The 13,814-nt window shown below is 62.1% G+C and carries 12 protein-coding genes and 2 tRNA genes; 8 read left to right on the top strand and 6 right to left on the bottom strand.

Translation table 11 applies throughout. The annotated features are described in order from the left end of the window. Positions 1–25: 25 nt before the first annotated feature. The 3 genes from N0B28_RS06560 to N0B28_RS06550 all read right to left on the bottom strand — a co-directional run bounded on the left by N0B28_RS06560 (position 26) and on the right by N0B28_RS06550 (position 1,433). Positions 26–247: a zinc ribbon domain-containing protein gene (locus N0B28_RS06560; RefSeq protein WP_043864246.1), complete on the bottom strand. Its 222-nt coding sequence runs from the start codon at positions 245–247 to the stop codon at positions 26–28. 110 nt (positions 248–357) lie between these two features. Continuing rightward, on the bottom strand, positions 358–687 hold the full coding sequence (locus N0B28_RS06555) for a ribbon-helix-helix domain-containing protein (protein ID WP_043864247.1): 330 nt from the start codon (positions 685–687) through the stop codon (positions 358–360). 275 nt (positions 688–962) lie between these two features. Beyond that, positions 963–1,433 carry a Dps family protein gene (locus N0B28_RS06550; protein WP_043864248.1) on the bottom strand — a complete coding sequence of 157 codons (471 nt, stop codon included), beginning with the start codon at positions 1,431–1,433 and terminating at the stop codon, positions 963–965. Positions 1,434–1,736: 303 nt separating this feature from the next. Here N0B28_RS06550 and N0B28_RS06545 point away from each other — a divergent pair, with 303 nt between their 5' ends. Further along, positions 1,737–2,324 (top strand): cold-shock protein, encoded by a 588-nt coding sequence (locus N0B28_RS06545; protein ID WP_043864302.1) that lies wholly within the window; start codon positions 1,737–1,739, stop codon positions 2,322–2,324. Between the two features lie 122 nt (positions 2,325–2,446). On the opposite strand, the gene N0B28_RS06540 is transcribed toward N0B28_RS06545, so the two are convergent. Together N0B28_RS06540 and N0B28_RS06535 are read right to left on the bottom strand one after the other, a co-directional pair. Next, positions 2,447–2,653: a SlyX family protein gene (locus tag N0B28_RS06540; RefSeq protein WP_043864249.1), complete on the bottom strand. Its 207-nt coding sequence runs from the start codon at positions 2,651–2,653 to the stop codon at positions 2,447–2,449. 3 nt (positions 2,654–2,656) lie between these two features. Continuing rightward, positions 2,657–3,082, bottom strand: coding sequence for an HIT domain-containing protein (locus N0B28_RS06535; protein WP_078480040.1), 426 nt, complete (start codon positions 3,080–3,082; stop codon positions 2,657–2,659). Positions 3,083–3,853: 771 nt separating this feature from the next. On the opposite strand from N0B28_RS06535, the gene N0B28_RS06530 reads away from it, so the two are divergent. From N0B28_RS06530 to N0B28_RS06520, 3 genes are all read left to right on the top strand, one after another. After that, positions 3,854–5,128 carry an OprD family porin gene (locus N0B28_RS06530; RefSeq protein WP_043864251.1) on the top strand — a complete coding sequence of 425 codons (1,275 nt, stop codon included), beginning with the start codon at positions 3,854–3,856 and terminating at the stop codon, positions 5,126–5,128. Between the two features lie 166 nt (positions 5,129–5,294). Further along, entirely contained in the window at positions 5,295–7,010 is a 1,716-nt protein-coding gene (locus tag N0B28_RS06525) for a proline--tRNA ligase (protein ID WP_043864252.1), read from the top strand. A 20-nt stretch (positions 7,011–7,030) separates the two neighbouring features. Beyond that, on the top strand, positions 7,031–7,978 hold the full coding sequence (locus N0B28_RS06520; protein WP_078480043.1) for a hypothetical protein: 948 nt from the start codon (positions 7,031–7,033) through the stop codon (positions 7,976–7,978). A 45-nt stretch (positions 7,979–8,023) separates the two neighbouring features. On the opposite strand, the gene dinB is transcribed toward N0B28_RS06520, so the two are convergent. After that, the gene (dinB, locus tag N0B28_RS06515; protein WP_043864254.1) at positions 8,024–9,088 is read right to left on the bottom strand and encodes a DNA polymerase IV; all 1,065 of its coding nucleotides are present in this window, start codon (positions 9,086–9,088) and stop codon (positions 8,024–8,026) included. A gap of 213 nt (positions 9,089–9,301) precedes the next feature. Here dinB and N0B28_RS06510 point away from each other — a divergent pair. The 4 genes from N0B28_RS06510 to N0B28_RS06495 all read left to right on the top strand — a co-directional run bounded on the left by N0B28_RS06510 (position 9,302) and on the right by N0B28_RS06495 (position 13,746). Then, a tRNA-Met gene (locus N0B28_RS06510) sits at positions 9,302–9,378 on the top strand. Positions 9,379–9,510: 132 nt separating this feature from the next. Continuing rightward, a tRNA-Met gene (locus N0B28_RS06505) sits at positions 9,511–9,587 on the top strand. 224 nt (positions 9,588–9,811) lie between these two features. Beyond that, on the top strand, positions 9,812–12,454 hold the full coding sequence (gene mprF, locus N0B28_RS06500; RefSeq protein ID WP_275730996.1) for a bifunctional lysylphosphatidylglycerol flippase/synthetase MprF: 2,643 nt from the start codon (positions 9,812–9,814) through the stop codon (positions 12,452–12,454). Next, positions 12,454–13,746: an AcvB/VirJ family lysyl-phosphatidylglycerol hydrolase gene (locus N0B28_RS06495; protein ID WP_043864256.1), complete on the top strand. Its 1,293-nt coding sequence runs from the start codon at positions 12,454–12,456 to the stop codon at positions 13,744–13,746. The genes mprF and N0B28_RS06495 overlap by 1 nt, the downstream gene beginning before the upstream one ends. Positions 13,747–13,814 lie beyond the last annotated feature (68 nt).

The raw sequence follows: 13,814 nt of genomic DNA, 5'->3' as shown, positions 1-13,814 counted from the left end.
CAAGACCCTGGCAGTACAGTTCAACTCAGTCGGCCTTGTCGGCGCCCGCCAGGTTCTTTTTGGTGCCGGTCTTGAAGTCGGTTTCATACCAGCCGGTGCCGCCCAGGCGGAAGCCCGGGGCAGAAATCAGCTTCTTCAGGGCAGGTGCCTGGCAGGCCGGGCAATCGGTCAGCGGCGCTGCGCTGATCTTCTGCAGAACTTCCATCTGGTGGCTGCAGGAACCGCATTGATAGTCGTACAGGGGCATTGGCGTATCTCGTTGACCACTGCGCGGGCCGCGCCACGCAGCAAAAAGCGGGATTATATATGGTTAACCGGGGCTGTGCAGCCCGCCCGCCGTGCCAGCGCACGAATGGTTCAGGGCTTGGCGCCGCCCCTCAGCACGTAGACCACGCAGATCACCCGCACCAGGCCGCTGAAATTCTTGACGCCGCCGTGGCGAAGGTGGACTTCGCGGTCCACATGGGACAGCACCGCATTGACCGTACACCGGTTGGCGGCGGCAATGCGCTCGAGGATTTTCCAGTAGACCTCTTCCAGGCGCAAGCAGGTGGCGAAGCCGTTGAGTCGCACCGAACGCGACAGCGGGCGCGCCAGGCCCATATTGAAATCTGCCTGAAAAGGATCACCAGGGGCCATACGAAGTTGCTCGGCGGTGCATGCACGTTCATTCACGACTCGCGACATATTCATCCCACGCATTGACTGACAGGAAGTTCATCACCGGGATACTTGCTATCCAGGTACCTGCCTATGAAGCGCTGTTCATCGTATTGCAACCAGCAGACCGCGAGCCTGCGCAGCGTAGGAATAACCTTTTAGTTGAGTTCATGTACCACACCTGCTGAAACTGTTCCACGCCGGCCGCAGCACGCAGGAAGTACCCATTAAAAAAGCCCGATTCCTCTAAAGAAGAATCGGGCTTGCGTCTTTCAACAGGCGCCTTTACAGGCGCCGAACACTCACTTGGCCAACAGCGAGCGCAGCATCCAGGCAGTCTTTTCATGGGCCTGCATGCGCTGGGTCAACAGGTCGGCGGTCGGCTCGTCGCTGACCTTGTCCAGCAACGGGAACAGGCTGCGCGCGGTACGCACCACGGCTTCCTGGCCATCGACCAGTTGCTTGATCATCTCTTCGGCCGCCGGCACACCTGGCTCCTCCTTGATCGAGGACAACTTGGCGTAGGTGGAATAAGTACCCGGCGCCGGGAAGCCCAGTGCACGAATTCGCTCGGCGATGGCATCGACTGCCAGGGCCAGTTCGTTGTACTGGCCTTCGAACATCAAGTGCAGTGTATTGAACATCGGCCCGGTCACGTTCCAGTGGAAGTTATGGGTCTTCAAGTACAGTACATATGTATCCGATAACAGATGCGACAAGCCGTCAACAATGGACTTGCGATCTTCTTCACTGATACCAATATCAATTGCCATGTACATTTCCTTCCTGTGATGTCAGTTCAACATGCTGGAAGCACTGTACCAAGAGTTGCGCGTGCCTGCAGCTCCGATTGCCGGTCTGGCGTGCGACACAGGGCTGCAGCCGCGCGGCCCGTTTGGCCCGCTGATTTGAGAAGCACCCGGCTTTGCTGTTAAATAGGCACCGTGCCGTCATTGCGCATTTTTTGTGCAATGGCGCATAGGCTGCAGCCACGCTTTGGCGCCTCATCGGTAACCGCGCACCGTGGGTTCAGCTCTTCCTGTGATATGCCTGAATAAAATGTGAGCCAAACCACCATGTTCAAGATCGTTCACCTGTTGACGGGCGCAGCTGCCTTGCTGCTGTCCCTGATTCCTAGCCTGAGGGGCGAAGCTGTCCCTTTCCTGCAACAACCCGATGCCATCTACCTGGCGCTGTTCGGGCTGCTCAACCTGATCCTGGTGCCTGTGCTGCCAATGCACTACCGCGGCGCGCGCCAGTACCTGCAACACACTGCCAGCGCGCTGCTGGTGCTTGCAGTGGTATTGCAAGCGGTCACTGTGCTGCTGCGCCCGGAGCTGGGCAATGTCGCGGCCATGGTCTGCGCCCTGCTGGCCGTGCTGCTGCATCTGGTGGCGGGCCTGGCCAAGGTTGGCCGTGCGCGCAGCCAGGCACCTGCCTACGACATGAGCAACCGCGACACGGGCACCGTGAAGTGGTTCAACACGTCCAAGGGCTTTGGATTCATTTCGCGGGATTCCGGCGATGACATCTTCGTGCACTTCCGGGCCATTCGTGGCGAGGGTCACCGGGTGCTGGTGGAGGGTCAGCGCGTGGAGTTTTCGGTGATGAACCGGGACAAGGGCCTGCAGGCCGAGGATGTGATTGCGGCACCGCGTCGCTGATCCTAGCGTGAAGAACCGCGACGGCCACTCGGCCGATCGCGGTTTTTTTACGCCTACTCACCCGCCCTGCTCTGCTGTCGATCTGCACTGAGCCTTTAGGCCCGCTGCGCGAGGCGCATGCATCAATAGTGCGGGGGCGGCGCTTCTTCCTCGTTGGACTCGTACTGCCCCACCATCTCCTCATAACGCTTGAGCAGCGCGCCCATCTGCAGCTGCAGCCGCTCAACCACCCGCTGCTGCTCCACCAGCACATCGTTCAGCGCCAGCAGCGTATCGTCCTGAAATGCCAGACGACTCTCCAACTCGGTTACCCGTGCTTCCAGGGTCATGATTCAAGCCTCGATCGGTTGAAGATAATCACCAAGCTCACGCTCGACGATGCGGCGCACATGAGCCAGCGCCTCGGCGGTATAAACCAGCGCCGGCACGCGCCCCCACACCGGGCCAGGCCATGCCACATCGCTCTGGCGTCGCACGATCACATGCATGTGCAACTGGCTCACGACGTTGCCCAGGGTCGCGACATTCATCTTGTCGGCATCGAACAGCCCGTCGAGCAACTTGGCCAGCAACGTGGTCTCTTGCCAGAGTTGCTGCTGCGCCTCTTCATCAAGTTCGAATACTTCGCTGACAGCAGGACGCCGCGGCACCAGAATGAACCACGGATAGTTAGCATCCTTACTAAGTAACAAGCGACAAAGAGGAAAGTCCCCCAGCGCAATCGTGTCTTGTTGCAAACGTGAATCAAGAGCAAACACAGAACAATCTCCTCGCACCTTTCAATCCCGATACCTGCACCCGGCAGGTGATTGACGCAAGGATACTCCCGATTGGAGTCACAGGCATGAGTACATGGCGCTCCATCCCGGGGCAGGCAGACCACACTGCACGCAGGAGGTCCGCTCACGCCGGTAACAAAACGCTACTTTTCGCACCAAAATAGCGCCTCGCGAACACAATCAGCACCGCCTCCTACCGAAAACTACTCACTTGTCCTACAAGCCGGTAACGTTTTGACTTCAAAGTCGATTTTTTGCTTATTCCGCGACGGCATCGACCCTCAAACCAAAAGATCTGTACACCCCCGGTTTTCGGGCACCACGCGCCCTTCGGCCGACGAAATGTGAAAATTTCATCAACGCACCGCGCAATTGAGCACGCTTGTTGCATTCATCTCTGCCCAACGTCGGCATGGCGCCTGCATAAGCAAGCCAAGTGCGACAAATAACAACAGCTGCAAGGGCAACCAGGGAGTTTTGGCATCAAAGGCTTGGCGTGATTGCACTGCCTTTGCTGCTCTGCGAAACAGCGCTGTAGTTGAACGCACCGGTCATGCCGGGGCGTAATTTGCGACAGGGATTTAACCGTTTGCGACGGGACCATAAAGTTAATGAAAGGTTCCCTTCGCAAGTATCGCCAACGACAGTCAGCGTGATATACATTTCGCCGACTCAAAAAAGAAAGAGCCGCCCCATAAAAAAACCAGGGGGCAAGGCCGTAATCTTCCAAAACCAAAGGAGCAAATCACGATGCGCGTGATGAAGTGGAGCATAATCGCCCTGGCCGTAGCGGCAGGCACCTCGCAGCTGGCCATGGCGTCTTCTCAGGATGAATCCAAGGGGTTTGTAGAAGACAGCAGCTTGAACGTCAAACTTCGCAACCTGTACTTCAGCCGTGACTACCGCAACGTCCCCAACACCGAGCAGAGCCGCGCTGCAGAGTGGGGCCAAGGCTTCATCGGCACCTTCGAGTCGGGCTTCACCCAAGGCACCATCGGCGTCGGCGTCGACGCAATCGGCATGCTGGGTCTGAAACTGGACGGCGGCAAGGGCACTGCCGGCACCGGCCTGTTCCCGACCGGCTCCGACGAACGCTCGCAGGACGACTACTCCAAAGGCGGCGCAGCCATCAAGTTCCGGATTTCCGACACCGTCCTGAAAGTGGGTGACCAGTTCACCTCGCTGCCAGTGCTGGCCACCGACGACAGCCGCCTGCTGCCTGAAATGGCCCAGGGCGCGTTGATCACCAGCAACGAAATCAAGGGGCTGACGCTCAACGCCGGTCGCTTCACCAGCATCACCGCACAAGACCAGACCAACCGTGACGGCGGCATCCACCTGACCAAGGCCGACGTACTGGGCGGCACCTACGCGTTCAGCGACGAGCTCAGCACCAGCCTCTACTACTCCAAGGTCGAAGACTACTGGCGCAAATACTACGCCAACGTGAACTGGAGCCTGCCGATCAACGACGAGCAGGGCCTGGTGTTCGACTTCAACTTCTACAACACCAAGAGCACCGGCGCCGCGCTGGAAAAAGCCTACGACGGCGACAAGATCGACAGCCGTGCATTCAGCCTGTCCGCCGCCTACACCATCGGCGCGCACACCTTCACCCTGGCGCACCAGCGCATCAGCGGCGACGGCGGCTACGCCTACGGCGTCGACGGCGGCGGTACCGTGTTCCTGGCCAACTCGGTGGCACGTTCGGACTTCAACTCCGAAGACGAGAAATCCTGGCAGGCTCGCTACGACATCAACATGGCCACCTTCGGCGTACCGGGCCTGAGCTTCATGACCCGCTACATCCGTGGTACCGATGCCAACGTTTCCTCCGGCAACAACGGCAAAGAGTGGGAACGCGACATCGAAGCCAAGTACGTACTGCAGGAAGGCCCGGCCAAAGACCTGAGCTTCCGCGTTCGCCAGGCCACCTACCGCTCCAGCGATGCGGTGTACAACAACTCGTCGCCTTCGATCGACGAACTGCGCCTGATCGTCGAGTACCCGCTGAGCATCCTGTAAGCCTTCCGGCTCACGGACCCCAGCTCGAAAAAGCCCGGCCCTGCCGGGCTTTTTCTTTTGTGTTGATGCACTTGGCGCAGTTTCCCGCGCCACCATCCTATACGTCACCGAATCGCCCCCGTACAATGCGGGGTCATTTCAGTTAAGCAACCGACAACGGCCTACCATGCGCACCAGTCAATATTTGCTCGCCACACAGAAAGAAACCCCTTCCGACGCGGTCGTCATCAGCCACCAGCTCATGCTGCGTGCCGGCATGATCCGCAAGCTCGCATCCGGCCTTTATACCTGGCTGCCGATGGGCCTTCGCGTGATGCGCAAGGTCGAAGCCGTGGTACGCGAGGAAATGAACGCCGCAGGCGCCCTGGAAGTGCTGATGCCGGCCATTCAGCCCGCTGAACTGTGGCAGGAGTCCGGCCGCTGGGAGCAGTACGGCCCCGAGCTGCTGCGCTTGAAGGACCGCCATGGTCGCGAGTTCTGCGTGGGGCCTACCCACGAAGAGGTCATCACCGATCTCGCGCGCAACGAGCTGAGCAGCTATAAACAGCTGCCACTGAACATGTACCAGATCCAGACCAAGTTCCGCGACGAGATCCGTCCGCGCTTCGGCCTGATGCGCGGTCGCGAGTTCATCATGAAGGATGCCTACTCCTTCCATGCCGACCAGGCGTCCCTGCAACAAACCTATGACCGCATGCACCAGGCGTACTGCAATGTGTTCACCCGCCTGGGCCTGGATTTCCGCCCCGTGCAGGCCGACACCGGCTCGATCGGTGGCAGCTGGTCCCACGAATTCCACGTGCTGGCCGAGTCCGGTGAAGACGACGTGATCTTCAGCGACAGCTCCGACTACGCCGCCAACATCGAGAAGGCCGAAGCGATCCCGCGGGAAACCGTGCGCCCTGCCCCCACCGAGGAGCTGCGCCTGGTCGATACCCCGGACGCGAAAACCATCGCCGCCCTGGTCGAAAACTACGGCGTGCCGATCGAGCGCACCGTCAAGACCCTGATCGTGCATGCCGCCGAAGAAGGCAAGCTGATTGCCCTGATCGTCCGTGGCGACCACGAACTCAACGAAATCAAGGCTGCCAACCTGCCACAGGTGGCCAGCCCGCTGGTGATGGCCAGCGACGCCGAACTGCGCGACGCCATCGGCGCCGGCGCCGGCTCCCTGGGCCCGCTGAACCTGCCGCTGCCGTGCATCATCGACCGTTCCGTGGCCTTCATGAGCGACTTCGGCATCGGTGCCAACATCGACGACAAGCACTACTTCGGCGTGAACTGGGAGCGCGACCTGCCCGTACCGGAAATCGCCGACCTGCGCAACGTGGTAGCCGGCGACCCGAGCCCGGACGGCAAGGGTACGCTGATGATCAAGCGCGGCATCGAAGTCGGGCACATCTTCCAGCTGGGCACCAAGTACAGTGAAGCACTCAAGTGCCAGGTGCTGGGCGAGAACGGCAAGCCGGTGACCCTGGCCATGGGCTGCTACGGCATTGGTGTTTCGCGCGTGGTTGCCGCTGCCATCGAGCAGAACTACGACGACAAGGGCATCATCTGGAGCGATAGCCTCGCGCCATTCCAGATCGCCCTGGTACCGCTGCGCTACGAAACCGCCGAAGTGCGCGAAGCCACCGACAAGCTCTACGCCGAACTGACCGCCGCCGGTTTCGAAGTGCTGCTGGACGACCGTGACAAGAAAACCAGCCCGGGGATCAAGTTCGCCGACATGGAACTGATCGGCATCCCGCACCGCATCGTGGTCAGCGACCGGGGCCTGGCCGAAGGCAACCTGGAATACAAGTACCGCAAGGACAGCGAGGCCCAGGCCTTGCCCGTGGCCGAGGTGCTGTCGTTCCTGCAAGCCCGTATTCGTCGCTGATAGCCAACACAAGAGTAGCCATGTTCAAGCGAATCACCTTCGGAGGCGCCGCCCTGTGCGGCGCCGTGCTGCTCAGCGGCTGCGCCAACCAGATGTCCCAGCGCAGCGAGCATGAGGAGCGGATCGAGCGCAAGCTGCTCGAGCACAGCCTGCAGATCGATGTCGGAGAGCCCAAGGTACTCGAGCTGCCGCAACGGCGCGTGCGCGTTCACGAACAGAAGAACTTCGAAGTCACCGAATTCGAAGTGACCCGTCGTTATGATCGCTACACGCCCTACCAACCCTGGCGCGAAATCTACGAGATCCCGCTGGGCGCAGTGGCCGTGGTTGCCGGTATCGGCGCCAATGTGGTCAATGTGTTCGCACTGGGCAACCTGCCCGACAGCGTGACCCATGACTGGCTCAGCTATGGCGTGGCCGGGCTCAACCCGTTCATGAACGTGCAGTCCAACGGCCGCGCACAACAGAACCTGGCCAGTATCAGCGAAGTGCAGAAGGACAAACGCCAGGAGTACACCAGCCTGCCGTGGGGCGAACGCCCGGTCGAGGTCAAGGCTGGCAAGCTCACCCACGAGCTGACCACCGACCGCAATGGTGTGTTGCGCCTGAACCTGCTCGACAGCCCGTTCACCGAACAGAACCTGACCCAGGTGGGCACCTTGCACCTGGCCGTGGCCGATGAAGAAAACAACGTGCGTGCCGCCGCCAGCCTGCTGCTCAGCCCAACGCTGCGCGGCAAACTGGTCGAAGCCCATGAGCTGATCTACGACGACCTTGAAGACGACGAGGTGAGCGAGTGGGTGCACCGGGTCAAGCGCTTGTCCGAACTGGGCCTGGAAGAGGAAGCCAGCGAGCTGGAACAGAGCCTGATCGAGCTGACCCGCAATGATCCGGAGCTGCAACAGGAGTTTCTCAAGGCGCTGACCAGGGATGCCGGCCGCCTGGTGGCAGACCCCGGCGCGAAGTAGCTCCAGCACCATGAACGCCAGGCATCGACCACGATGCCTGGCGTTTCACTCGGGCGTGAACAGCTCCAGCTGAACATGCGCCCCGCGCAAGTCGTGCAACCGCACGCCAATTCCCAGCAACCTGACCGGCTTGGCGCCACGCGCGAAAGCCTGGCTGAGCAGTTGCCGGTAGCTTTCAAGATCACGCCCCGCCCCCGCCTGCTCCAGGGTGGTCTGGGTGAAGTCATGGAACTTGACCTTGACGAACGGCTTGCCCGGCCGGTAACTGTCGTCGATCCGGGCCATGCGACCGCCCAGCGATTCCAGCAGTTCAGGCAGTTTTTCAAGGCAGCTGGCCAGGTCCGGCAGGTCGCTGTCGTAGGTGTTCTCGACGCTCACCGACTGGCGCCGGCTGTCGTTGTGCACCACCCGCTCGTCAATGCCGCGCGCCAGCCCGTAAAGACGCTCGCCGAAACTGCCGAACTCGCGGACCAGGGCCAGGCGGTCCCACTCGCGCAGATCCTTGCAATCGACAATGCCCAGGCGCCCCAGCTTGTCAGCCGTGACCTTGCCAACCCCATGCAGCTTGGTCACTGGCAAGCAGGCGACGAAGTCTTGCACCTGTGCCGGGGTAATCACGAACAAGCCGTTGGGTTTGCGCCAGTCACTGGCAATCTTGGCCAGGAACTTGTTGGGCGCCACCCCCGCCGATACCGTGATGTGCAGGCGCTGGGACACCCGCCGGCGAATGTCGTCGGCAATGCGCGTGGCACTGCCGGAAAACTTCGGGCTGTCGGATACGTCCAGATAGGCTTCATCCAGCGACAATGGCTCGATCAGCTCGGTGTACTCGCGGAAGATGTTGTGAATCTCCCGCGAGGCTTCCTTATAGGCATCCATGCGCGGCTTGACGATGGTCAGGTCGGGGCACAGCTTCAACGCGTGGTGCGACGACATCGCAGAGCGTACGCCAAAGGCCCGCGCTTCGTAGTTGCAGGTAGCAATCACCCCGCGCCGGTCGGCCGAGCCACCCACGGCCAGAGGCTTGCCGGCCAGCCGCGGGTCGTCGCGCATCTCGATGGCTGCGTAGAAACAGTCGCAATCGATGTGGATGATCTTGCGTTGGGACATGGATGACCGTTAACACCGTTGATTCGTACGCGCAGTATCTCACTCGTCACCACCGGCTGCACCCTGCACCCGTCACCCCGGGCAAATGCCCTGCAGCCCCCGCCTTAGCGCGCCCGCAGCCAGATCACAAACGCTAAGCAATTGAACAAAAAAGGATTTCTGGATTTTAGCGGTTGACACGTTCTGAGATATCTGTAGAATCCACTCCACAGACGCGGGATGGAGCAGTCTGGTAGCTCGTCGGGCTCATAACCCGAAGGTCGTCGGTTCAAATCCGGCTCCCGCAACCAAACATCAGAGAAGGCCACTTGAAAAAGTGGCCTTTTTTGTTGGGCGCTGTTTGGCCCATAGCAGGTTTTTGTTGTAAATCAACAATTAAGCATTGACAGCATCTCCATACGCTGTAGAATCCGCCCCACAGACGCGGGATGGAGCAGTCTGGTAGCTCGTCGGGCTCATAACCCGAAGGTCGTCGGTTCAAATCCGGCTCCCGCAACCAAACAACAGAAAAGGCCACTTTGAAAAAAGTGGCCTTTTTTGCGTCTGGCGAAAAATACCTTCCCCTCCTCTCCATGCCCTTGCGGCAGCATGAAACTTCTTTAACTATCCTGATGGGCGCGGATCGGCATGATCGCGAGTAAGATTCAGACATTATTTTTCCATAGGGATTGGTAACTTGGTCGGATACATCGTCCAGTCGCGCGCAATCCAAAAAGGTGATTGATGCGCCCACAAACGCCCGAAGCAGAAACCCCCGTTAGCGCCGCCCAGCCCATCGCCCCGCATCGCCTGCGCTGGCTGGAACTGCTCAGCCGGTATCGTCAGCCGATCGGCCTGGCGGTCACCCTGCTACTGTTCGGCATCGCCCTGATTGCCTGTCGCCATCTGCTCAGCGAGCTGGATATCTATGCCCTGCACGACTCGCTGCTGAGTGTGCCCAAGCCCGCCCTGGCCGGTGCACTGCTGGCCACGGTCGCAGGCTTTGTCATCCTGCTGGGCTATGAATGGTCAGCCAGCCGTTATGCCGGGGTCCGGCTGCCTTCAGCCACCCTGGCCATGGGCGGCTTCTGTGCATTCGCCATCGGCAACGCGATCGGGTTGTCGCTGCTGTCCGGCGGCTCGGTGCGTTACCGGTTGTACGCCCGCCACGGCATAGGCGGTGCCGAAGTGGCCCGCATGACGCTGTTTGCCAGCCTGTCGCTGGGCTGCGCGCTGCCGCCGCTGGCAGCGCTGGCCACCCTGAGCAACCTGCCCGCCGCGGCCATGGCGCTGCGCACGCCGGCCCCGGTACTGGCCGCCATCGCCGTCGCGGTACTGGGCCTGAGCATGGCCCTGGCCTACGGGCTGTACCGGCGTCGACTGCCGGAACAGCCGCTGGCCGACAACCTGCTGGTACGCATACGCCGACGCACACTGCGCCTGCCGGGCGCGCGCCTGACCTTGCTGCAGCTGCTGATCACCGCACTGGACGTGGCCGCCGCCGCCACGGTGCTGTACCTGCTGCTGCCCGAGGCTCCGCCCTTCGGTGCGTTCCTGCTGGTGTACCTGCTGGCCCTGGCTGCCGGTGTGCTCAGCCACGTGCCCGGCGGGGTCGGGGTCTTTGAGGCCATCCTGCTGGCCGCCTTCGCCGACCAGCTGGGGGCTGCGCCACTTGCCGCTGCGCTGCTGCTGTACCGCCTGATCTATGTCGTGCTGCCGCTGCTGGTGGCCTGCGTGGTCCTGCTGGCCAGTGAAGCCAAGCGCTTTCTGTTCGCGCGCCAGGCCATGAAGGTGGCCTCCGGGCTTGCCGCACCGGTACTGGCGATTCTGGTGTTCCTGTCGGGCGTGGTGCTGTTGTTCTCCGGGGCCACGCCCGAAATCGACACGCGCCTGGAGCACCTGGGTTTCCTGGTTCCGCACCGCTTGATCGATGCCTCGCACTTCGGCGCCAGCCTGATCGGCGTGCTGTGCCTGCTGCTGGCCCAGGGCCTGCGGCGGCGCCTGTCGGCAGCCTGGATACTCACCACCGTGCTGCTGCTGGTCGGCGCCCTGCTGTCGCTGCTCAAGGGCTTCGACTGGGAAGAGGCCAGCCTGCTGACGCTTACCGCCTGCCTGCTGGCAGTGTTCCGCGGTTCATTCTACCGGCCCAGTCGACTGCTCGAGCTGCCCTTCTCGCCGGTCTACGTGGTGGCCAGTGCCTGTGTGATCGGCGCGTCGGTGTGGCTGCTGCTGTTCGCCTACCAGGACGTGCCCTACAGCCACCAGCTGTGGTGGCAGTTCACCCTGGACGCCGATGCCCCGCGCGGGCTGCGCTCATTGCTCGGTAGCGCGGTACTGCTGGTGATCGTTGCACTGACCTGGCTGCTGCGTACCGCACGCCCGACCATCCACCTGCCTACAGGTGACGAGCTGCAACGGGCCAACCGCATCCTGCAGAGCTCCGACCAGCCCGATGGCGGCCTGGCGCTGACCGGCGACAAGGCGTTGCTGTTCCACCCTCAGGATGACGCCTTCCTGATGTACGCCCGCCGCGGGCGCAGCCTGGTGGCGCTGTACGACCCGATCGGCCCGGCCCAGCGCCGCGCCGAGATGATCTGGCAGTTTCGCGACCTGTGCGATATCCACCACGCTCGACCGGTGTTCTACCAGGTGCGTGCCGAGAACCTGCCCTTCTACATGGACATCGGCCTGACCGCGATCAAGCTGGGCGAAGAGGCCCGCGTGGACCTGGTGCGCTTCGACCTCGACGCCAAGGGCAAGGAGATGAAAGACCTGCGCTATACCTGGAACCGCGGCGGGCGCGACGGCCTGAGCCTGGAGATCCACGAGCCCGGGCAAGCCCCGCTCGAGGAACTGAAGGTGATTTCCGATGCCTGGCTCGAAGGCAAGAACGTGCGCGAAAAAGGCTTTTCGCTGGGCCGCTTCAGCGCAGAGTACCTGCAGCACTTCCGCATCGCGCTGATTCGCTTCCAGGGCCAGCCGGTGGCCTTTGCCAACCTGCTCGAAACCCACAGCCGCGAGCTGGCCAGCCTGGACCTGATGCGCGCGCACCCGCAAGCACCGAAGCTGACCATGGAGTTTCTGATGATCGGCCTGATCCAACACTACAAGACGCATGGATATGCGCGCTTCAGCCTCGGCATGGTGCCGTTGTCCGGGCTGCAGCCGCGTCGCGGCGCACCTCTGACCCAGCGCCTGGGCTCGATGGTGTTCCAGCGCGGCGAGCAACTGTACAACTTCCAGGGCCTGCGCCGCTTCAAAGACAAGTTCCAGCCTGACTGGGAACCCCGTTACATGGCCGTACCCGCCGGGCTCGATCCCCTGGTGGCCCTGGCCGATACCGCCGCCCTGATTGCAGGCGGCCTGACCGGATTGGTGAAACGCTGATGATTCGACGCTACTGGCTTCATGTACTGGCCGCCCTGGTGCTGGCCCTGCTCGCGGCGGCCCTGGGCTTCTGGCTGTGGGCCCGCCCTGCCCCGCAACCACACCTTGAACATTTGACCCTGGCCGATGGCAGCAGCCTGGTGCGGGTTACCCCAAGCACGCGAGGCAAGGACCTGGTGGCCGTGGCCGTGCCGCAGGACCAGGCCCTGAGCGACAAGCAACTGATCGACCTGAGCCAGAGTGCCCGCGCCCAGCTGGTACAGGTGATCCTGCCGCCGAGCGACTGCAACCTGCAGCAGCAGGCGCTGCAGCAGGCCTTGCAACAGTTGCAGGGCACGCCGACGCTGGTTGCCGGCATCGGCCCGGGAGCCGGGCTGGCCTGGAGCTGGCTGGCCGGGCAGACCAACGACAAGGCCCAGGCCATCTCCGTGGGGTTCAGCATCGAGCAGCCCGGCTGCAGCGCCGCGCTGCCCAAGTCGGCCGCCCATGGTCACTGGAACGTGGCCTGGAACGACAACCCGGATGACGCCAGCGCCGCCTTCGTGCGCGACCAGGCCAATGCACAGACCAGCATCAGCGATTACGACATCCACCTGCCCCAGGTGCTCAAGGCCCAACTGACCCAGGCCCTGCTGGGCGTGGATGGCAATGCATTGAGCATTCCGGTGGTGGAGGTACCGGCCGGCCAGACCACCGACACCGTGACGCTGTTCCTGTCCGGCGATGGCGGCTGGCGCGACCTTGACCGCGACGTGGCGGGCGAGATGGCCAAGCTGGGCTACCCGGTGGTGGGCATCGATACCCTGCGCTACTACTGGCAGCACAAGACACCGGAGCAGAGCGCAGTCGACCTGTCCGAGCTGATGCAGCACTACCGCCAGAAGTGGGGCACCAAACGCTTCGTACTGACCGGCTATTCATTCGGTGCCGACGTGCTGCCGGCGATCTACAACCGCTTGCCACCCGAAGACCAGAAGCGCATCGATGCGGTGATTCTGCTGGCGTTCGCGCGCAGTGGCAGTTTCGAGATCGAGGTCGAGGGCTGGCTGGGCAATGCCGGCAAAGAGGCGCCAACCGGGCCTGAGATGGCCAGGATGCCGCCGAGCAAGGTGCTGTGCATCTATGGTGAAGAAGAGGCCGATGAAAGCGGCTGCACCGACCATACCGCCGTGGGTGAGCGCGTGAAGCTGCCTGGCGGGCACCACTTCGACGAAAACTACCCGGCCCTGGCCAAGCGCCTGATCAGCGAGATCGAAACGCGCCAGGGAAAGTCCAGCGTCGCTGAACAGTAGAAGCCTCGCCGGCAAGGCCGGCTCCTGCAACGGATCGCATCCTGCAGGAGCCGCCTTGGCGGCGAAAG

It is taken from the genome of Pseudomonas sp. SD17-1, from assembly GCF_029201585.1.
GTDB lineage: Bacteria > Pseudomonadota > Gammaproteobacteria > Pseudomonadales > Pseudomonadaceae > Aquipseudomonas > Aquipseudomonas palmensis.
The sequence above is the reverse complement of the archived record's forward strand: the minus strand, read 5'-3'. Positions and strand labels throughout refer to the sequence as shown.